At 57.7% G+C, this 22,233-nt stretch carries 12 protein-coding genes and 4 pseudogenes; 4 read left to right on the forward strand and 12 right to left on the reverse strand.

Annotated features, from left to right (window positions below; translation table 11 throughout):
- The first annotated feature begins 2,017 nt into the window (after nt 1-2,017).
- The 4 genes and pseudogenes from IVB22_RS42100 to IVB22_RS29075 all read left to right on the forward strand — a co-directional run.
- Complete coding sequence (locus IVB22_RS42100; RefSeq protein WP_374207721.1) at nt 2,018-2,176, forward strand: hypothetical protein; 159 nt, start codon at nt 2,018-2,020, stop codon at nt 2,174-2,176.
- Nucleotides 2,177-2,444: 268 nt separating this feature from the next.
- A complete protein-coding gene (locus IVB22_RS29065) occupies nt 2,445-3,092 on the forward strand; it encodes an NYN domain-containing protein (protein ID WP_247520605.1) in 648 nt (215 codons plus the stop codon).
- A gap of 445 nt (nt 3,093-3,537) precedes the next feature.
- On the forward strand, nt 3,538-3,846 hold the full coding sequence (locus IVB22_RS29070; protein WP_247520606.1) for an H-NS family nucleoid-associated regulatory protein: 309 nt from the start codon (nt 3,538-3,540) through the stop codon (nt 3,844-3,846).
- A gap of 86 nt (nt 3,847-3,932) precedes the next feature.
- Nucleotides 3,933-4,285 (forward strand): annotated as a pseudogene (locus IVB22_RS29075) (indole-3-glycerol-phosphate synthase TrpC); the annotation flags it as partial.
- A 2,933-nt stretch (nt 4,286-7,218) separates the two neighbouring features.
- Here IVB22_RS29075 and IVB22_RS29080 read toward each other — a convergent pair.
- The 12 genes and pseudogenes from IVB22_RS29080 to nodS form a co-directional block, all read right to left on the reverse strand.
- Nucleotides 7,219-8,427: pseudogene (locus tag IVB22_RS29080) on the reverse strand (FAD-dependent oxidoreductase); the annotation flags it as partial.
- 418 nt (nt 8,428-8,845) lie between these two features.
- Nucleotides 8,846-9,322, reverse strand: a complete 477-nt coding sequence (locus tag IVB22_RS42105; RefSeq protein ID WP_374207722.1) for a hypothetical protein — start codon at nt 9,320-9,322, stop codon at nt 8,846-8,848.
- A 165-nt stretch (nt 9,323-9,487) separates the two neighbouring features.
- Entirely contained in the window at nt 9,488-10,330 is an 843-nt protein-coding gene (locus IVB22_RS29090) for an electron transfer flavoprotein subunit beta/FixA family protein (RefSeq protein WP_247520607.1), read from the reverse strand.
- A gap of 471 nt (nt 10,331-10,801) precedes the next feature.
- Entirely contained in the window at nt 10,802-12,562 is a 1,761-nt protein-coding gene (gene nifA, locus IVB22_RS29095; RefSeq protein WP_247520633.1) for a nif-specific transcriptional activator NifA, read from the reverse strand.
- Nucleotides 12,563-12,841: 279 nt separating this feature from the next.
- Nucleotides 12,842-13,621, reverse strand: coding sequence for an SDR family NAD(P)-dependent oxidoreductase (locus tag IVB22_RS29100; protein WP_247520634.1), 780 nt, complete (start codon nt 13,619-13,621; stop codon nt 12,842-12,844).
- Between the two features lie 988 nt (nt 13,622-14,609).
- Nucleotides 14,610-15,603: pseudogene (locus IVB22_RS29105) on the reverse strand (nodulation protein NodZ).
- Between the two features lie 69 nt (nt 15,604-15,672).
- Complete coding sequence (locus IVB22_RS29110) at nt 15,673-17,718, reverse strand: carbamoyltransferase (protein ID WP_247520608.1); 2,046 nt, start codon at nt 17,716-17,718, stop codon at nt 15,673-15,675.
- Between the two features lie 453 nt (nt 17,719-18,171).
- Nucleotides 18,172-18,426, reverse strand: a complete 255-nt coding sequence (locus IVB22_RS29115; protein WP_247520609.1) for an ABC transporter permease — start codon at nt 18,424-18,426, stop codon at nt 18,172-18,174.
- Nucleotides 18,393-18,959, reverse strand: a complete 567-nt coding sequence (locus tag IVB22_RS29120; RefSeq protein ID WP_247520610.1) for a hypothetical protein — start codon at nt 18,957-18,959, stop codon at nt 18,393-18,395. Before IVB22_RS29120 ends, IVB22_RS29115 begins: the two co-directional genes overlap by 34 nt.
- 3 nt (nt 18,960-18,962) lie before the next feature.
- Nucleotides 18,963-19,874 (reverse strand): annotated as a pseudogene (gene nodI, locus IVB22_RS29125) (nodulation factor ABC transporter ATP-binding protein NodI).
- A gap of 9 nt (nt 19,875-19,883) precedes the next feature.
- Nucleotides 19,884-21,593, reverse strand: coding sequence for a nodulation protein NodU (nodU, locus tag IVB22_RS29130; RefSeq protein WP_247520611.1), 1,710 nt, complete (start codon nt 21,591-21,593; stop codon nt 19,884-19,886).
- Between the two features lie 12 nt (nt 21,594-21,605).
- The gene (nodS, locus tag IVB22_RS29135; RefSeq protein ID WP_249805433.1) at nt 21,606-22,229 is read right to left on the reverse strand and encodes a nodulation methyltransferase NodS; all 624 of its coding nucleotides are present in this window, start codon (nt 22,227-22,229) and stop codon (nt 21,606-21,608) included.
- Between the last annotated feature and the right edge of the window lie 4 nt (nt 22,230-22,233).

Raw genomic sequence — 22,233 nt, forward strand, 5'->3', positions numbered from 1 at the left:
CCCTTCCACGCTCGGGGTGCCACGGTATCCTACACGGCAGTCTCTAGACTTTTCTCCCCTACCGCTCTGGGCGTTTCAAGCGGTGGATTGACTTCGGTTACCTCAGAGTAACCAGGGCTCGGACGTCGAGGACAAGCTGCTTGCATGGCCGGGCGCGACATGCGGCAGACTGGCTGATAAAAGTCACCGGAAACCTTTAGCCGCTCTGAGCGTGAGCCACCTGGGACTTGTCGAGAAGCAGCGAAGCATTAAGAATGATTGGACTCTGCATCCCGGTCCTCTCTTAACGTCTGCCATTCTTCCGCTCGCCGGGCTAGCCGCTCATATTCCTTGGCGATTTTAACGAGCCTGTCTCTGGATCTGAAACAGCCGAGCGACTCCGCTTTGGTCCGCGTTGCTTCCGCCCGCTGACGCCAATGTTTCGCACCGTACAATGGGTTTTTCGATTTCATGTAGATGGTCATGCAATCGCTGGGCCAAGCAAGCGCGATCGCCTTCCGAACAGCAAGGCATCTGCAGAGAGAGAGAGAGAGAGAGAGAGAGAGAGAGAGAGAGAGAGAGAGACTACGTCTTGGGAATACCAAACGAAGCAGCGAACGCTAGCGGCAATGCCCTCGCTGCAAACAGACAATCCCTAACCGTCTTCCGACGGAAGTTGCCGTGATGTGTTGCAGCGTCACTCCTTTCGACCGACCGCCTCCCCGCGTCTGTCCACGGATCAATGTGCTTGTCGGCCCCTCCGCAAATGAGGTGAACTGCGAGTCGTATGTCAGTTTAGGCCTGACATTTGAGCCACATGTACGAGTCTCGACATATTCACACGTCGTTTCTCGATTGGGCTTGAATCGTACGTAGCGTCAGATTGTACGGTCTCAAAGCAAGTGGCGACGGCTTCCGGTTGTCACGAAAATCGTCCTGACAGGTACTAAACATTGCGAATGTCTCAAACGCCCAGTGCGAAACAGACCCCACCCACGAGTCTCTTGCCAGATGGATTGCTGCCTCAGCGTCCCACTGCGCATGAGGGAACGCCCGGATAGCTAAGGGTTCAGCGTGTCTCTTAGCGGCCATCGCAACGCCGCTCCGCGGTCCTTTCCCCCTGCGTTCGTGGCGTAGGGTCTTATCGGTCGGCTGCCAGGTACAACAACACTGATAATGGACTTCGGCACAACATCGGAAGCTCAACATGTCAATTTCTCTCGCGATTCACCTGCAACTGAGCCGGTCTCTTTCGATCTTGATTTCGGTTGCGAGCGCCGCCGAGGTTGACATTACGGTGGTGGGACCGAGCGCCGCAAGCAGCACTGAGATCGGCGTGCCGGCCGGCAAGAGTGCTTTTCGGCCATCGATGCTTTCAGTGGCTGCGGCGCGTTCCCGATAGGAAGGCCATATTGCGCATCGCGCAGAAAGGGCAATACCCCAGGATGTTCCAACTAAACGAGGATATAATGAATCAAAAGCAGCGCACGCGTGGGTCTTGGATCTACAGAGCACATTACTGGGCAGCAGTCCCTATTGTTGCTCTACTGACGACAACAGCTCTATGCATCGAACGGGCGAGTGCGCGAGATCAGTCGGCGACAGCGGAGGAGCAACAGGCTTGCACACCGAACGTGTTTCGCTTTTTGTAGCAGCCGCATACCGGATCCGGACGCCATCGCAGCCTGTCTGAAGGTCAAGTTGTCAAGCTTGAGTGACCAATGTCGCTACGTGATATCAGTTCGAGATGCTGCGAAGGCAAACGCACGATCAAAATGAGTTGCCGCCAACAAGCCGGTAAGCTTTGATTGGCCCCGTCCGGACTAGTACCCAGCCTCATCTGGCGTGCGGTAGCGCCGATCATGTCGCACTTCAGGTGCTCGGCGACGCGTTCGGAAACATGGGCTACTGCGACTTATTGCGAAAGCTTGCTTCCGGGAACCAGAGGCAGATCATCTCGTGGCCAGCACCCGATGCCGGGCGTCGTCGTTACGATCAGGGTTTCACTTAGTAATCGGGTTCAGCAAGCACGGCGCTGATGATAATTGAGGGTATGAAGTTGGAGACGGTCATAAGTTTTCAACAGGACGGTGTCGCCGACCGAATTCACTTCAAGGACGGCGAGAGCTTCAGAACGGCGTTCGTTCTTAACGTCTTGTTCGTCGCTAAGATCTTCTACTTCAAGAGGTACGCATGAAACACTTTGTCATCAGATCCCGATAGCCATGGTTGCTGCGGGAGAGCTAGCCAGCGGAGGTCCGCCGCACGCCCATTCCACTTTTCTCATTCCCTCGCCCAGACTGTTCTCAATTGTCCAAGCGAGACAGCCGAGGGTTCCTCAATGCCGGCCTGCATTTGGCAGGCTGTGTCCTTCTGCCCAAACCGCCTTTAGGTTGCGCGAAAGTGCATTTTGAAAATGCCGGTCGTTGCCGCCTGCCAAAGACGCTTAAGCGAGTAATCCACTGATGTCATCCTCTTCAAACAAGATCGCGCTCTTTATCGATGGCGCCAATCTTTACGCGACCGCCAAGACGCTCGGCTTCGATATTGATTACAAACGCCTGCTCCAGGAATTCCAGAGCCGCGGCACGCTGCTGCGCGCCTGCTACTACACGGCGATGGTTGAGGATCAGGAATATTCGTCGATCCGTCCCTTGATCGACTGGCTCGATTACAACGGCTACACCGTGGTCACCAAAGCGACCAAGGAGTTCATCGACGCCTCCGGCCGCCGCAAGCTCAAGGGCAACATGGACGTCGAGCTCGCGGTTGATGCTATGGAGCTCGCGGAGCACATCGACCAAATGGTGCTGTTCTCCGGCGACGGCGACTTCCGCTTCCTCGTGGAGGCGGTGCAGCGCCGCGGTGTGCGAGTCACGGTGATCTCGACCATCTCGACCCAGCCACCGATGATCGCCGACGAACTGCGCCGGCAGGCCGACGCCTTCATCGATCTTGTGGAGCTGCAGTCGAAACTGGGCCGAGATCCGTCCGACCGTCCGGCGCCGCGCGAGTCGGCTCACCATACGTCGCCATTCCTGCAGCGCGCCACGGTGGCGCCTGGAGGCGGCGATGACGACTTCGACAATCGAGACTTGCTGAGGCCACAGTGAAATAAGGTTCAGCAAGAGCACTCAAGGGCTTGAATACCACCTAGCGTCAGGTTGTAGGCTGCGAATCCGACAATGACCTATCGTAGCCTACACAACACAACCCTCGATAGGGGTCGGCTGTGGCGGCAGGCTTCCCTGCGCACGAATGGCAACTCGCCGCTATGATCGCAGTCTAGGTGCCGTGCACACGAATGCTAATGTGCAATTGATAGCTGTTCGAGTCGAACTTTCGGTAATGAAGAGGGAAGGACGCAAGCTTATGTAGGACCTAAGGGGTTCCGCATGCCGGTCCGCGGAGCAAGACCGAAGCGGGGAAAAGAGGAGATCCCAGTCTCGGCCGATGACTCGGCCTGTCCTGCTGCGGGATCGCCGTGGTCTACCGTCACCTTGGGGTATCTAAATTATCGTCTTTAGTAGGTGACTGCGGTCATGATTGGGGGCTTTCATGAAGCAACTGCGATTTGAGCAGATGGATACGGAGGAGCTGTGGGCTTTGCATCTTCGGGTGTTGCAGGCTTTGGATGAAAAACTGAGTGCCGAGAAGGCCGTGCTCGAGCAGCGTCTGAAGCAGCTCAGGGAAAGGTCGGCCGCACCGGCGCCGGGCGCCTCCGAAGTCAGGAAATATCCCGCGGTTTTACCGAAGTATCGTAATCCGTCAGATCCTTCGGAGACGTGGTCGGGCAGGGGCAAGACCCCGCGCTGGATAAAGGCGGCGCTGGCATCCGGCGGCAAGCTGGGAGATTACAAGATTTGAATCCCGAGAGTTTCCATCGGCGACGTTTCGCTGTCAGGGCATAATTTCGGAGCCTGGAGGGGCGCTAATGACAGGTCTACCGGGTCGCAGAGGACATTGAGGCCGTCGCCATGGCGCATAGCATGGACGTGCTGGTCGAGATCCATAACCGCGCGGAACGCGATCGCGCCCTCACCTTCGCTCGCCCAGAATTGGCATGAACAACCGCAACCTGCGCACCTTCGAGACGAAACTTGCGACCAGTGAGACGCTGGAACCTCATTACCATAGACTGCCTGATCGTCGGCGAAATCAGTATCTTCGCACCGGCCGATCTCATGCGTCTTTCGCGATTCGCCATTCCACCTTCCTGGTTGGCCAGAGTCTGACGAGGCAGGCCAATGTGACAGGCGGAACGCGTGTGCTGCTCTCGCCCGGAGCGAGCCTTGAGACAGGGGCGCTCTTCCAGCCGAGCTGTGTTCGCTCGCAAGGTTGCTCACCGCGGACGGCATTGAGGCGCCGCGTCGTTCGAGGACGACCACATCAGTATTCAGAAAGCCCATCAGCACCGACGCCGCGCTCTCTCGCATTCTGACGAGGCGAGCTGCGGGCGAGAGACATGGTCAGCATCGGTGGACGAAATGCACAGCTTCAACAGAAAACCGTGATCCAACTAAGACGGCAAAGGTAAGTCATGAAAATGCTTCACAAACCGAGACGGAGCTTTGTCAGATGGAGGCGGCGCAGGCCCAGCGGCAACTCGCATGTCAGGCTAGAGGCCAACGGAAAGAATTTTGTCGAGCGGATCGAGGCCAGAGCGCCGCGCGACAATGGACCGCCGCTTGGACCGCAGACGCCGGCGCTACGTGCCCGGCCGAGATCGTCGACATATCCGCCCGGATCGCTTGCACGCTTTCGCGCCAAAGGAGACACACAATGATGTCCTGGCGAATGACCATGGTACTCGGATCGATCGGAAACATCGAACGTATCCTTGGCAAATTTCGGGAACTGATCGATACAGACGATTCGATCTCACCCGAGCTGCGGAGTGCGCTGCACACTACACTGGATGGGCATCTTCTGTCCGAGAGAGAGCGCCTTCTCAAGATTGTCGGCGAGCAATAGGGCGAGGCTCATCGCGAGCCAAGCAATCTCCGCATGGCGCAAGCGTCCGAAACCAACTACCAGTCCGCAAGTGGGCTATGAGCCACCAATTGCCTCCCGATATGAACGAAACTAAGTCCATCGGCCAGATCGAGTTTCGCTAGGCGATAGGAAATCTGGCGAGCTGCGCCGCCATTGTTGGGGCCGGAAAGACGTTGGGACGCCGCGGGTTAACGGTAACTTCTCTTACCTCGAACTTCATGGAGCTGCCTTGCTTGCTGGTCGGCATTAATGACTGCTCTGAGACTCTCACGATGCGATACTCGCCAGCGGCCGCTTTGGCGTCAATCTTCTCGGCGGCGATCAGCGGGAGCTCGCACTGAGCTTCGCTTGCTGGGATGGTGCCGGAATGTCCGCCGCTTCGATACAGCGCCGTGAGATCTAGGCGTTCTCGACGTACCAATTCTGCAAAGGCAGTGTGCGTGCTCGAATGCGTCTTGCATCGCCCGCCATAGAATCTTTATCGGCGGCATCGAGTGACGCGACCAGGTTAAGGCAATCCACTCAACTTCCGGTGCGAGCTTCGAACGTTACCGCACGGCTCAGTGACGCTTCTCGCCATGCGGTCATTAGAAGCGAACTGGGGCTATCTCATCTTCCCGAGCCACAAATATGGAGTAGCATACTCGCCCGGCAAGCGGCGTGCACTTGGCGGAGCCCTCGATTTACAGGTCGCTTAATACCCATAAGCGAACAGCATGATTGCGGCGAGAAGATTCGCCTGAGAGAGACCCGACACCGCGTCAGCTGAACCCCTCACAAAGGCGGCACCTTAAGATCGCCCGCTAGCAACGACCGATGCTTTGAGGAATGGCGTTGCTTCCTTCAATTTTCGTATGATCGTTGCTCCTGGAGCCGACGAGTTGGGACATATTTTTCTACCAGCGCCCTAAAGGGACTTGAATCGTACGTAGCGTCAAATTGTACGGTATCAAAGTAGGCAGCACCGGTCCACGTGTCCCAGCTCCTCAAGAAAGTAACGATAGTCGAAAAACAGCAGACGTGATTCCTAGTGCGCTTGCTGGAGCCGCCTGTTTCGCGCGTGTGACGGCTTGCTCCTCCGTGCCAGCACACAACCAGCTCAGGTCGAAGGCTTTTGTTATGTCCGCACAGATCACTGGGAGGTGATATGCCGACTAAACGCAGAAAGGTCGAGCTTTGGCGGCAAGCCTCGCTCGCCATGACCGGCACGACATTCCAAGAGATTGCCCGTTACTTCGGAGCGGCAACGTGAAAAACCCCGACGGTTCTAAGAAGGTCTTGTGTGGCGAGCCTGTATTGCGAGGGCCGCGCACGACAATGTCGTCTTGGTGCTCTTATCACTACGATCAGATGCACTCAGCTCCTGTCGAGCAGTACGTGAGCAAGAGCCTATTCCCGATTCGCCCTTCCAAGCAAAAGAAACGCGCGGAGCTCAAATTGTTTGTGTCCACCCATGGCGCCTCGGCAGGCTTTGGCCGAGCCGGAGCTTAACTTAGGTCCATCATGGACGTGTAGAAATTGCGTCGCAGGCATCCGTCGTGCGTGGGTACGTCAGCTTCTCTCGCCTTTTCGCAGATCGCGCAAGCTGCCATCATTCTGGCCGGTGACTCGATGCGGCCCTCAAGGATAAGAGCACGGCGATGACGAACCCGGGCGCGATCGAACAGGCGAGCCAGCACTGGCTAGCGCAGCATGTCCCGACCACGCTTCCCGCTGACGCGCATAGGAGCCCCGCGCCCATACAAACCCGGAATGTAACGTCGATGCTGGCGCCACACAGCGTCGCGTCATCCTTGTACCCGTCGGCCGGTGTTCGCCTACAAGGTGTACCGCAAATATGCCGAGTGCGAGCAAGCGCACACGACTATTACTATGGTCCCAGCAGCTGGCGTGTTCGGCAGCGAGCACCAAAGTGGCCGAGCGAAACTTTCGGTGTTGAATCGCCGCCTCATGATCGCTCGCTCCTGAAACGCCACTTGACGCAATGATACCGTGGTCCAGCTCTTCCAAGGAGGTGGAGCGCCCTGCCTTGATCGCGTTGGGAGGGATTTAGTGCATTCATCGTTGGAGGATGGCAATAACATTAAATGCCCCCGGATCCCCTTCATGCGACGGTTCTTAGTCATAATTTACTCCGCGCTTATGCAGCGACGGCCTCTCGACCAGCGCGATCTGCCTGGCTTTTCCTTTAGCGATTCACGTCTATCCGGACGATCACCATGGCCGCCGTGCTGGTAAGTCCGACCTCTCCGCCTCCGGCGCGCTGTTGACGCGACTGAAGTTCTGTATCGCCTTCGAGACGAGCTGCTGTCGGGTGAGAAGAAAATTTTGCGGCTGCGTATGCAGCAGCGATAGCACGTCACGCCTTTTCGCGTGCTTAAAGGATCCATCCAGCATTTTCTTGTATAGTGAGAGGCTATCCCATCTCATGAGATCGCCGCGCGACTTCACGCGGAAGATCGCTTCCGCGGCAATTCTCCCTGAGATCATTGAAACATTCCCGCCTTGGTGATCGATGGTGTCGTTGGGCTGGGCGGCATCCCCGACAACCACCCAGCCCTTGCCATAGAGCCTAGGTATGGTGTTGTAGCCGCCTTTGGAAATGAGGTGTGCGGAGTATTCTCTAATATTCGAGCCGTCGATTAGCGGTACGATCGACGGGTGACGCTTGAAACGGTCGAGTAGCTCGTAGGCTGTTTCTCCCGTGCGCTGGAACTCGGAGACTAAGCAGCCGATCCCGAGGGAGATGCTCTCTCTATTCGCGTAGATGAAACCTACGACCGTCATGCCGCGCGAGATGTTGCCGACGGCCTCGATCACAACGCCTTTGTCGCCCTTGAGATTGAGACGGGCTTCGATGGCCTCGCGCGGCAAACAGTGCATTTCTTTTACTGTCAGCGCAACCTGATCGGGCTTCGGCCTTTCGCGCAAGCCCGCACGCGTGCCGAGCAAGCCATTAACGCCTTCGGCGAGCACCACCACATCGGCGTAAATTATGCCAACCTGGCGGTCGGTACGCACACCAATGACACGGCCACGGCGGTTCTGTGACAGCTCCGTAACGTTGGTTTGGCACAGGACGGTGGCACCCGCCTCCCTTACCTTGGAGGAGAACCATTTGTCGAACGGGGCGCGGATAATGGTGTAGCGGTTGGAAGGCCCGTAGCTGAAATCGTCAAAGCGATAGCGCAGCCCCATGCGGGAGCAGTCATCCAGCATCCAGAACCGCTGCTCGGTTACATGACGCTCGAGCGGTGCATCCTTGCGGAAATCCGGGATCAGCTCGGCCAGCATGTCGGCATTCAGGATTTCACTCTGCACATTCTTAGATCCGGAGTATTCGCCGCGCTCGAGCTGCAGCACCTTCAAGCCGCGCTTGGCCATGGTTAGCGCCGCAGCGTTGCCGGCCATTCCGGCGCCGACTACGATTGCATCGAACCTATCGTCGATCATGGGCGTTCTCCTTCGTTCAGTTGCGCCGTTTGGAATTCCTGCCTTCTTCCGAGCCGGTCGCGAATGCGGCGATGGCCGCGCACGCAATGCGGCTGTGAGCGACGGCCATAAACTGGCTCGCGTCGCTGGCGCTACCGATGCGTGAAGAAAGATCGGCGTGTTGTTGCCGATGATCAGGTCGGTGCCTTCGACGCCGACACGATGCTGGGTGCGCCGGAAAAAACCGGGAGGCGATATACAGACTCGGCTTGCCGTCTTGCCGGCTTGCCCTATTTGCCCGTCGTACGTGAGACGGCCCTTCTGTACCGACGGACGCGAGCGCCATATTCGGCAAGCGCTGCGCCGAGCTGGCGATTGTCCGGGGTACCCTAACCCCAAACCGCGGGGAACTAAGACGCCGGCATAGGCGAGATTGGATTCAGCGGATTCGCGGCCAGGTATAAACGATAGCATTTTGGCGACGAGGCCGGCTTTGAGCAGATCCACGGAATAGATGATAACAGTGCCAAGATCGCGCGTGACGCGCTCGGGCATTGCCATCACGCGCGGGCGTACGGTGGCCATTTGCGGTCCTATTCATTTTGTAGATCGTGCACGGCAGCGAGGTGCTGCCGGCAAGCAACGTGGCCGTCACGGAGCCGGTCAGATCGCAGCCGAACGTCGTCCGGGATGGCAGGATTGTCGGCCTGTGGGAGTTGACGGCGTCGATCAGCGCCTTCGTGTAGAACTCCTTGCGATGCTCCTGCTGCACATTATAGACCAAGTCGGCATACACCATGTCGGCGCCGTAAGAGGATGCGCGCGCGGCATTGCGCATCGCCTCGCGCTCGAGGCGGAGCGCGACGGCTGCGACATCGACCTTCAGCTTTCCCGCAAGTTTCCGGTCGGCTCCCATCAGCTCCCAGGATATGGGATGCACGTCGCCGCGCCCCTGCTCAATGCCTACCCAGAAATGGTTGTCGGCCTTGAAATGCTCCGCGTTCTTCTTGACGGCAGCGCGCCCTTCCCTAATCGACGCGGCAGCTTTTATTGCAGTGCTCATCGCTAAAACTGCTTCAGATCAGGGATCGCCGGTCAGGGCTGCAAGGTCGGCTTCAAGCCTCGGCTGGTACTTGAACATGGCGTCAATTAATGCTTCCGCCGGTTGCTCGGCAGGCTCCACCAATACGGCCTTCTCAGCGCGCGCAGTTGGCGCGAAGACCCGCTTGACGACCGTTGGCGAGCCCTTGAGACCACATTTTGAGATGTCTTCGACATCTGCGTGCTGCGCGCTCCATTTCACGATCTGGGCCCGGGCGGCACGCAATGCATCCGCCATGGCGCCGCGGCGGATCTGGTTGGTCGCCTCCAGCATGGTAATAAGACACGGCAGTCTCGTACGCAGCACCTGGACGCCGCCTTCTGAGCGCCGTTCCGCTTCAATCGTGCGTGCGGCGAGATCGAGGGCTCTGATCTTGGCGACGTAGGTGAGCTGTAGCACACGAAGCCGCTTCGCGATGCCGGGCCCAACCTGCGCGGTGTCGCCATCGATGGTCTGCTTGCCCGTAAAGATGAGGTCGGGCTGGCCGTATTCCTTGCCGATTTTGCGGATGGCAGTCGCCAGTGCGTAAGTCGTCGCCAATGTGTCGGCGCCCGCGAAGCAGCGGTCGGTGAGCAGTACGGCGCGATCGGCGCCAAAGGTCAGTGCCTTACGTAAGGACTCCTCGGCCGACGGCGGCCCCATTGTAAGGACGGTGATCTCGCCGCCAAATTTATCGCGCAGCTCGAGCGCGGCTTCCAATGCAAACAGATCGTAAGGATTGATGATGGTCGGCACCCCCTGGCGCATGATCGTGTTGGTGACGGGGTGCACACGGATCTGCGCGGAGTCAGGGACCTGCTTGATGCAGACGACATTGTGCATGTGCTTCTCCAGGCGTTACGTGGGCCTGTGAACGAACAGCAAGCCTCGTACCATTGCAGCGATTTCGAAAACGGACAGCAACACAAGGGCTTGTGCGAGGCTCATGACAATGTCGGCAACGTTCCCCAGCGCCAGAATTGCGACATTCGTCGTGAATGCGACAGCTACCGCCATTGATTAACAAGAGCGCGGCCGACCCGGGATGCGCTTCCCCTCAATGCATTAGTAGATCCGCTCCCGTAGCGGAGCTGCATAGCTCACGAGCGACTGTGACCGCCTGAGCCGATTCGTACTCCATGATACTTCGAATCACAGGAGCAAATCGCCCTCTGCGTCTCACTGAGGTGAACGCATCTTTTGAGATTCGGCTCTGCATGAGCTCACGCTAGCAAACTCAAATCTCGTATGCATAGCGGACCGTCGTTCAGATCACGAGGCGGCTTGTTTGACGCGCTCAGGCGAACCGCGCTATTAGAAACGCTTGATCTCGATACCGTATTTCCTCAGCGCGTATCCGATTTGACGCGGCGTCACTCCAAGCAGGCGCGCCGCCTTTGCCTGCACCCAGCCTGACCTCTCCATAGCCGCGATAACGCGCTCGCGATCGACCATGTTCGCACCGCTGACGAGAGGTGCGCCGGCAGGCGCCAGCGGAGCCTGCTCGCTGCCGCCGGGCGAGACCGCAAACGCCGCCGATGGAGCAGCCTGGAATGTGGCCGGTTTCGCGGGCACTGGTACAATTGGGCCCGGCTGCAGCGCTATCTCATCCGATGCGCTCTTCCACAGAATCGCGGAAAGGCACTGACCGTGGCAACAGGCAAAGTCGTCTCTGACAATCGATGGTCCATGGGCGAGCGTCGCTGTCCGCTGCACGCAGTTTTCGAGCTCGCGGACATTGCCAGGAAAACCGCAGTTCATCAGCACTCCAATCGCACTCGCATCGAATGTCAACGTACGGCCGTTTTCGCTGTTGAAATTCTTAAGAAACTGAGCAGCGAGGAGCGGAATATCACTGCGCCTTTCGCGCAGCGGCGGCAGCAGCAAGGGGACCACACTAATACGATAATAAAGGTCGGTTCGGAACTCGTTCCTTGCCACCGCCTCTTCTAGGTTCTTATTCGTCGCGGCGATCACGCGAACATCGACCTTAATGGTCTGATTACCGCCGACGCGCTCAAATTCCTGCTCCTGCAGCACGCGCAGCAGCTTTGCCTGGAACGAGGCCGAGATCTCCCCAATCTCGTCTAGAAACAGGGTCCCCTTGTCGGCGAGCTCGAATCGACCTTTACGTGCATTGAACGCGCCGGTGAAGGCGCCCTTCTCATGGCCGAACAATTCGGATTCGAGGACCGTCTCAGGGAGTGCCGCGCAATTGAGCTTTATGAACGGCCGCTTAGCGCGGGCCGATTGCTCGTGAATGGCCTTAGCGACCAGCTCCTTCCCTGTACCGGATTCGCCGCGCAACAGAACGGTGCTATTCGACTTAGCTACAACAGCGATCTTCTCCAGCATCGCGCGCAGCGCCGGACTGTCGCCAATGATCCCCTCGACACTAACCTTCTTCCCCTCCCGCACCGGGTGCTTTAGCTCGGACAACTGCTTCTGCAGCCGGTCCTTCTCCGCCATAAGTCGCTCGCGATCGCACCCGAACAGTCGATGCAGCTTTACCGTCTGACCGACCAGGTCGGCGATCATGGTAAGCAGCCTGACGTCGTAATCGAGCCGGATACTTGACCTGCTGTCCAAAAGGCGGTCGATGGTCAGCGCACCTACGACTTTCGCATCGATGCGAATAGGAACCCCGATGAATGAAACCGGAATGTCGTCGGAGGCCCCAAGCACATCCAGGTCGGAAGCACTAAAGGCAGAATGCAGCGTGACGTTCTCGGCGACGAGCGGCCCCTCCGTCGCCGCGATCAGGTCGATTGCCTTCTGCGGCGGTCGCATCCGGTCGCGCTCGTCGCTGCGTTCGCTCAATCCGGCGCCAACGGTTATGTCCGCTACGCCATCATCGTCGAAAAGCGAGATGATGCTGTGCCGTACCTGCACAAGCGATTGTAGAAGATCTACGACATTGGCCAATGTGACTTCGAGGCGGCAGGGAGCAGTCAGAAGCTTCGCAATTTCGAAGATGCCGGCGAGCGCGTTCTCATGCGACGGCGCAATTGTAACCTCGAGGTCCGTTTCTGACCTTGAGTTAGGCCTTTCGCGTACAGAAGCGATATGCAGCATGACCGTGTCTCCGTTGTTCTGGCCGTCCTCCCTGTCACCTTGTTCGGATTTGCGGGTACTGTGTTGCAATGCCATCCTCGATCTCGGGCCAACTTTCACGGATGACGGCAAGAGATAACGCATTTTCATGGCACGACAGTAAACAAGGCAGTAAAATTATAGTGCCTCGATTTTGCTGCTTACTTTTCGCGCCATCGACGCGCGAGTTTTCTCGGCGAACGCGAGTTCCATTGAGGTAACTCAAATCAGCTGCGAATTGACTATTCCGGGTGCGTCCGATCACAGGTGTTGGCCACCGTTGATCGGAACCTCGGTGCCGGTGACATAACTCGCCGCATCCGAGCATAGGAAAAAGACGACCCGCGCGACCTCTTCTGGCGTGCCCACGCGGCGCAGCGGGATGTTTGGCACAAGCCGGGCTTCCGTGTCAGGTGACAGAATGTCCGTCTTGATTTCGCCGGGCGCAATCGCATTGACGCGAATGCCATGCGGCGCATAGTCGTGCGCCATTTCGCGCGTTAGGCAGGCGAGCGCAGCTTTCGACGTCGCATAAGCACTGCCGGCAAACGGGTGCACCCGCGAACCCGCAATTGAGGTCACGTTGACAACTGATCCCGACGCAGTTTTCAGCTCGCGAAAAAGGCCTTGCGCGAGCAGAATCGGCGCCACGAGATTGAGGTGGAACACGCTCATCCAGGTGTCGACTGACGTCGACAACGACGTCAGTCGCGTGCCGCTCGAGGTCTTCGGTGAAATGCCGGCATTGTTGATCAATGCGTGCAATGGCGCGCCCGCAAGGCGCTCCTTGATCTCGGCGATGGCACCAGGCAACATCCGATGGTTGCTGAGATCGACCTGGATATGATCGTCTGCACCTGACTTCCAAGGGCATAGCCCGCCATCGAAGGCCTGGCGCGCGCAAGAAATGATGCGCCAACCCGCTTGCGAAAATAGCTTTCCGGTGGCGTGGCCGATGCCACGCGATGCCCCGGTCAACAGCACAGTCTTCTGCTCTCCCTGCGGGATGGGGCCCCTATCGGTCTGAAATGGACAGCGCACATCCGTCGCCGACGATGGATCGGCAACGGCATCGTCATTTCTCCGGTCGGAACTCAAACACGCCTCCGATTCTGTCCTTGCCCGTGAGCGACCGTGCAGGATTTGGGCCAGTTGCGATGCAGACGAACCTCTGTAGTTCTGCGGCCGAGTGTCGTGTTCGCGACAGTTTGGATCGTTCCAGACATAGGCCCGTTTGGCTTCGGACAGCAGCAATGCGCTGCGCGCACCAAGCCGAATGCGAGTGCCCGCAAACACGTCGGTGCGTGGCGCGGTGCATAGGCCCGGCGCATCCTCAAAGCGGGTACCGTGCGGCATTGGCGATGGTCGCTAGTTGCCTGCTGCTGATGCAGCCAGGTGGGGTCCGCAACCTAAGTTGGGTCGATACACAACAGCTATCGATCTCACTTAATTCGACCCTTTATGTGCGACGGATGACGTGTGGTTGCTTGACACTCCGCGCGTCCTGAGAACCAGCATAAGGTCGATAATCATTTCCAATTCATCCTCTCCCGATCGACTGGGTCCGCTTATCCCATGAAGCGAGCAGATGAACTAAGACGAACGCCTTCCCATATCAAGACTAGGAAATGGGAAAGTACGACACGTCGCGATTCTTACTGTCGCCCGGCAGTCGCTGGGGATTGTAATCTGACGTGGCTCACGCTTTACGTGAGGTTCGCATGCGAAGTGGCACCATTGTCGGCGGACGCTCTGCACCTTTTGGTCAACGATGCCAGCTTCTCCGGCTGAATGATGAGGCGACCAGAAGCTGAAAACAATGGATTTCTCAGACGCCCCCGCCCTCACGATCACAAGCATGCTGGTCGATGCGAAGGAGTCCGCCCCCGCGGAGTGCGCCCCCCGGGGCGCTCGTCGATGCTCCCCCTATTGTCGAACGCTAATCCTTGCAGAGGAAACAACATCGTCGACAGGACCGAAGGGCTATAGGGGCAATGCTAAGGGGCGATATGATCCACGACAATGCTGGTTATGATCTGCACCCAACCGAGATAACAGCGGACGATTTTTCATTCCAGATCAAACGACTGAAATCATTCAAGTCGAACTCAATGATTCGGGGCACGAAACGGCTCGCATAGCGCGTGAAGGCGCTAGTCGGCGGAAAACGGATCACGGTATCGCATCGCCCAAGAAGATACATATCGATGAGAGCGGAAACACCGCCATCGGCCCCGAGGGCTGCACTATGTAATGGCCCGGTCTGATGCGCCTGGAAACGTTTTTCGATAGTAAATAGATCGGGAAACACACCCGACACCCGATCAAGGACCTGCGCGCTGTCCGTGCACAAGAACACCCTTATAGGTCTTTGATGCGGTAACGCTTTGGCCTTACGAATCGCAGTGCATACCTGCCGTAAGGCGAGCTCTGGATCGGCCCAGTACGGCGCGTGCCCCATAACATCTTCGCCGTTGCCGTGTCGAATATGAACCCCGACAACGGTGTAGAAGTGTTCCTGATAGATCGCATCAATTCGAGCTTGGATTTCAGATCGCGGTTTGATGCTCTGAATATCTGTCGTTCCGCATCCTCATCGCAACGCGACATCAGACAAGCATCATCACACACCACGGTGTTAGCTTCACTATCCTGCAGGGTTTCGAATAGATGGCTGAGCTCGTCACGTTCTCGGAAGATTTGTTCATCTGGCCGGTAAACGCAGTCGATCGATGGCCTATTCCACCAGTCGGGGAAAAACGGACCCGGGAATGAGAACTGATTAATCTGGTCATCGCAGATGACGCGTACGCCAGCGATGTCTTGAATTGGTTCGAAAAAGACTGGAAAGGCGTTGGTGAAGGGTTCGTCCAGATAACAGGAGCCACGCCAATCGATGGCTAGGGTCCGCCCCGTCCCCTGCGCATAACGCCAAGCTGCCGCGAGCGACCACAGACAATCGCCAAACCAGTACGTCGTCGAGAAACCACGAACCGATCGTTCATCGAGCCTCCAACAAGCATTTGCGTCGGCCCGCTGCAGGATACCGCATGGATAGGAACATTATTGAAGATCTCCTATTCTGGCCGCTGTTATGCTTCGTCTGGCATTTGATCGCGGTCTCGATGCACCCGAGCGGCATATGGTGGATGTACTCGAACGAGGCGCAGCTCCCACAATTCCCGAAGTTCCTTGACGAGAACCTCACGCCTAGCCTGATCGAGCGTAGTTTTCTCGAGGAGATCCCCGAGCAGGGCTTCGCCCTCGATCCCCATCAGCAGATCGAACAAATCATGGGAAATACGCACAGCGCCACGGCTGGACGAGCTCACACGGATGCCGCACAAAGTCTCCTGGCGATCTCGGGCTGTGTAAGCGCGGACGCGATGAAGTGATGCATAAGCCGGCAACGAAACCGCGAGTGAGCTCCAGTCCTTTAACGTTGTCGCCCGTTTTTTGACGAGGAAGGGCCCGACCACAAGTCCATCTAGGTCTGTGGTCAGAAATGTGGCAATGGCGTCTGCAACCGAATCCACGATTGGCTCGGCATTGTTGTTAAAGGACGTATTGAGCAGAACCGGAATTCCTGTCCGCTTCTTAAACTCACTGATAAGCTCCCAGTAGGCCGGATTCGCTTTGCGCGACACTGTTTGCAGCCGCGCCGTACCGTCAACATGCGTGATGGCGCTGAGCAAGTCACGCTTGGCGCGGTGCACGCGAACGACGAAGTTCATAAAGGGCAATTCGTGCGTGCCATCAGGCAGGTCGAAAAATTCGCGCGCATCCTCCTCAAGCACTGATGGCGCGAACGGTCGATAGCCCTCGCGCTTTTTGACCATCGCGTTGATCCGGTCCTTGTTTGCGGCAGGCCGAGGATCGGCAAGAATGCTGCGGTTGCCAAGTGCACGTGGCCCGAACTCCGAACGACCCTGCACCCAGCCGATCACCGCTCCATTAGCCATCCAGTCGGCTGCACTCCGTGCCACGTTATCACTACGTTCAACGTCGAGGTGGCCGGCCCATGCATTTAGCTCCTGCTCCACGGTGCGGTCGCTCCCGAGATCAGGACCCCAATAGACTTCCTGCAGTCGCTCGCGCGGCGCCGGTCGGCCGAACTCGTTAGAAATCATTAGTGCAGCGCCTAACGCGCAGCCAGCGTCGTGAGACGCGGGTTGCACAAAGATGTCTTCGAAGAGCCCGGAATACAGCAGCTTACCATTCAAGGTGCAGTTGTGGGCTACCCCTCCAGCTAGGCATAACCGCTTCATACCGGTGGCCCCGCGGTGATGCCTGAGGATATGAAACACGATCCGCTCCAGCGCTTCCTGCAATGAAGCACTTACGTCTCGATGCTGCTGCGTGAATGGCATTCCCTTTCGTCGAACCTCGATGTTGCGGAGCAACGTCGGACCGATGCGGTCCAGGTGGACCCGGTAACGTCCATTGTCGGAGAGTTCGTAGAACTGCTTGAAAAGCTCGCGGTGGGGCGCGGGATCCCCGTAAGGTGCAAGCCCCATGACCTTGTATTCGTCGAATAATCCATAGCCGAGATACCGGATCGTCTCGAGATAAAATAGCCCCAGAGAATTGCTCTCCGGGAACGTTTCGACTTGCGTAACTTCGGTTCCAGAACCTCGTGCCAAGAGCCCAGAGAGGAAATCACCACCGCCATCAATCGCGAAAATCAAGCTTTGGTCGAATCCCGACATCGCAAACGCGCTGACGGCATGCGCGATATGGTGGCTTACGAATGAGACACGCGAAGCATCGACCTCAGTGCCGAACTCCTGCTCCAACATTTTCCGCAGCAACAGTTTGGCATCCAATGGAATGGAGACGTCTGGGTTGGAAATGACCAGACGTTCGAGCATGGCATTCGAATAGGCCTCGGTAGCGTAGAACGCGATACGATCGATATCACTGAGCTGAACTCCCGCAGCCGAAAGGCAGTATTGAATCGAACTACTCGGGAATTTGTTAGAGTGCTTGATCCGATTGAAGCGCTCTTCTTCGACCGCCGCAATCACGCGTCCGTTCCGGACGAGCACTGCCGCGCCATCGTGCAGAAATGTATTCCCAAGCTCGAGTGGGTTTTCATATACTTTATCCAACCCGCCGCTCAGTCCCAGACACAGCATCTTGCTCTCCATTCCTCGTGACAGGAGGCCCTATTGGCCTGATTTCAGCATCGTTCCACTAAGCTGCACTGTCGCTCGCGGCTGCGAACGCCATTCAGACATCACCAGCATCCAAGGATTCTTACGTGGTGCCCGGCTTACTCAACGATATGAGCTCAGCCATTGTGGCGCCCGCGTTCCATACTGCTGACAAATTCACTGGATCGCCTTCGCTCACAGGTTGACATCCATGCGCGCGATTTCGCGCTTCAGTCGCGGCACAGAGGCAGCGCCCACTAGGGTGCTTGCAGCAGAGGGCAGGCAGTCGACAAAGATAGCGCGCTGAGCCAGTCATGTCGTCCTTCCAAAACGGAACCGTACATGTAACTGCCGTATGCTGCGCCGTCTCGAGCTGTCGCGGCACAATTGGCGGTACAACATCGTGTGTCTCCATCGCTTCTGCGGAACGTCGCATTAACGCATGAGGCGCCGGCGAAACAGCGCCGTCGACAGGAAAAACGGTATCACCGCGTATATGCAAAGCGCACTGATATGGAGGGCTGCACTGCCAGCCGGGCGCCCCAGCATCGCGGGCCGGATGAGGTCGACCGATTGTGCCAGCGGCAGTATGCCCGCCACGCTTTGAAAGATGCTGGGCAGCTGGGCTACCGGAACGACTGCGCCGCAGAGGAAGATCATCGGCGTGATGAAGAGCGTCTGGTAAAACACGAAATACTCGTACTGGGCGCAAGCGATATGACGACCATCGCAAGGTCGCGAAGACGAGGCCAGTGAGAGCGATTGCTGGCAGCACATAAAGAATTGACGGCCCATTCGGCATAGCCCAATGTAGCGGCAACAATCGCGATTATAGTTCCGGCCAGAACGGCCTTTGTCGCTGCCCACGCCAGTTCACCGAGGACGATGTCGCCTAGCGTGAGCTGCGTGTACAAAATTGCTTCCCAAGTTCGCTTGGCATCCATGCGGGCGAAAGTCGCGTACATCGCTTCGAAGCTCGCGGAGATCATCGCACTCGTCGCCACCATGCCAGCCGCTACAAACGCGATGTATGAAGCGCCGTCAACGCGCCCCACAATATTTCCGAGGCCAAAGCCGAGACCAAAGAGATTTGTCATGGGATCGACGAGATTCCCCAGAAGCGATGCAAGCGCGACCTTCCTCCATGCCAGAAAATTCCGACGCCATACCGAGACCCAGTTATATGCGTTCGCAGGCATGGCCGCCATGTAGCCTTCACCCACGATTCATTTCTCCATCTCGCGCCCGGTTAGCCGCAAAAAGACATCCTCTAGATTCGGAGGACGCTGCAGAATGCGTAGACCCGCGCGCCCGCGCAGCCGCACGCGGACCTGCTCCGGATCTGGCGCATAGCAAAAGAGCGTCTCGTCACTGACTTCGATGCGGCGCGCGTAAGGTTTGATCAGCGCCAACAACTCATGCGGATTGCCGCCATAGATCTCGATAACGTCGCATCCAATCTGCTCATCGATCAGCGTATGAGGCTTGCCTTCGGAGATCTTGCGACCATTCTCGAGCACACACAGCCGATCGCACAACCGCTCGGCCTCTTCCATAAAGTGAGTGGTCAAAAGAATCGTCTTGCCGCGGGCCAGAAGTAATCGCAGGCGTTCCCAGATGGCGTCCATGCGGATCGAGGCCGGTGGTCGGCTCGTCCATTATCAGCAAATGCGGGTCGTTGATCAGCGCACGCGCCAGCGTCAACCGCCGCTTCATGCCGCCGGATAGGCCGGCGACGCGCGCATCCGTCTTGCTTTCGAGGCGGGCGAACTCAAGCAGTGACGGCACGATCGCTTCGATTTCGCGTGCGCTCATTCTGAAGTAGCGCCCAAATACGAGCAGGTTCTCGCGTACGGTGAACTCGAGTTCAAGGTTGTCGAACTGCGGCACCACGCCGATACGCACGCGTGCCAAGGTTGCGCGTACGGGGAGCGGCTCGCCGAGCACTGTGATCTTGCCCGCATCAGGCCGTACCATGCCGAGGACCATACGCGCGATCGTGCTCTTGCCCGCGCCGTTCGGCCCCAGCAGGCCGAAGCACTCTCCCGGCGCAACGGCGAACGACAGCCCGTTGACGGCAATCTTGTCGCCATTATGACTTCCCTACGGCCGGTAAAGTCGATTGCTGCGGTGGACATACGTTGATCCTAGACTGAAAGAAGTCGTTCGGCCGGCGATCGCTCACTTACAACGGTTTTGGTCCACAGCAGGCCGTCGCACCAGACGTGTTCAACGCCTCCCCACTGGCAGGCCGCTGCGGCATCCGGAAAAAACCCGCGTCCATGGTGGTTGGCACTCGTATTGCAAAGTAGCGGAATGCCGGTGAGTTTTTCATATTCGACGAGAAGCTCGGCCACTTTGTGCTGAGAGGTTCTTGGAATGGTCTGCAATCGCGCAGATCCGTCGAGGTGTAGAACAGCAGGAATTTTGTCCCACCATTCTGCCCGTATCTGGTGATCGAAAAGCATGTAAGGATCAGGCGTTCCGGGGCTGAAAATTTCCGGCGCACGGTCCGCCAGGCATATCGGCGCCACTGGCCGGAAGAGCTCACGAAGCTTGATGTCGTTGAGATGGTCCTTCGTTCCCGCCGATGTCGCGGCTGCGAGAATGCTTCTGCCACCCAATGCCCGTGGTCCAAGTTCGGCGCGGCCGGCCAGGAACACCACGGGCTTGTTGCTCGCGAGGATGGTAGCGAGTTCACGCATACTGCATGGCGCAGCGTCCCATTCGGACGAGGCGTTGCTGCTGGGTGCCAGAGCCGGGCCACTGTAAACCGACCATTGCAGCGCAACGAAGCCTTTCTCCGCCGCCATTGCGGAGCAAGCGGCACCGATTGCCGAGCCGCTGTCGTTCGGAAAGGGCGGCACCCAGACATCATCGAACAGTCCGGTAGCACGAAGTGCACTATTCCATTTGATATTGAGACCGCAACCACCGGCTATGCATAAATTGCGCGGTCCCGGACGTGAATGTCGCTGCAAAGCAACAGCAATTTCCCGGACGAGGAGACGCTCGAGGAAACTATGAAACGATGCAAGTACATCTTCGGGCAGCTTGGCCTTCAATCGGAGCGCGCTCGCGTCGAAAAAGTCGTGCATAGCCTCAAGTGAGGACTCCGCGCTGTTGATCTCGGCACGGTAGCGTCGAGCATGCTCCGTGTCGGCCGCAAAGCGCTCCTCGTAGAGCTCCCGAAACACTGCAACGATGTCTTCATCCACAGACCCGAGCGCGATGTAGGCCATCAGCTTGCCGGCAACTCCTAGGTCCCAGCTGGTACGGCTCGCCCGTTTATAAGGTCCAAAGTGATGGCCGGCGACAGCATAAGCATGGCCTATGATCGGAAACAAGCATTCGAGGAAGCGCGCGCCGCTGGGTTCTACATAGTAGAGACGTGGAAGGATGGACCCATCCCATACCAGGCAGAAGGCGGGTTGTCCGGCTTTGGCAAAAGGACTCGTGCAGTATGCGGAGGCCACATGGCCTGTGACGTGGGGATAGCTTCTATAAGGGAAGACCCTGCCGTCAAGCATCAGGCTAGAACCGTCGCGCGAAGTGAGAAGGCCTTCGGCATGGCGCTCAACATACGGCGCCCCTTTGAGAGTGATAGGTGTCGCCCCACTGAGGACCTGGAATTGCGACTCGACCTCCCCGTCCCAGCCGTCGATGACGAACTGATCTACATCCTGCGGATCCAGACCATGCTCGGCCAAAGCGACAACAACCGCATCAAGATTGTCGATGGATTGATACCGCGGATTATTGTCACGTTTCTCCTGCTCGACGCAAAAGACCAGCCGCCCGTCCTCCACAAGAGCGATAGCCCCGTCATGCGTCAGCTTGATGCCGCAGATGCGCATAGTGCCTCCCTATTAAAGTTGGCGATTCGATTGAATTGAAGATCGAAACGGACGCCGAAAGCAGGCGATCAAGCAGTCTTCATTATCCGACACACCCTGGCACTGCACGCGCTCGACCTCGACCAAGGTTTCGTTCAACATGGCGATGACCGTTTCGGCACCAGCAGCGTGACCCCAGCGCCGGCAGTTGGCATCTCGGGCTGATCCGAAAATCAGATGCCCGTCCGGCGCGAGCATACTCACCAGCTTGTCAATGGCCGTGCGCATCTCGGCCACGTCACGGAGGTAATACAAAACTTCCGCCACGACGATCAGATCGAACCGCTCGGCGGTCGAGAACTGTTGAATATCGGAGACTGTCCACGCAATATGCGACCACCGCTTCGTCCGTGCGGACGCGCGACCAATCGCTCGCGGCACGACATCAATCACCGTGAGCCGTTGGCAGTGAGGTGCTAGCTTTTCCGTGAATGCGCCGGCCGCGCACCCGACTTCGAGACCATTTCTGATGACCCCTTGGGAAATTGATAGCCGGAGCATCTGCGTGTGACGCTCCCGCTCGAACGGACTACCGTCGAGCCGCCACGGATCGTCGGCGGCCAATTCCCGTTCTAACAATTCATACTTCTCGTTCAAGCGC

It is taken from the genome of Bradyrhizobium sp. 190 (genome assembly GCF_023073415.1).
Taxonomy (GTDB): Bacteria; Pseudomonadota; Alphaproteobacteria; order Rhizobiales; family Xanthobacteraceae; genus Bradyrhizobium.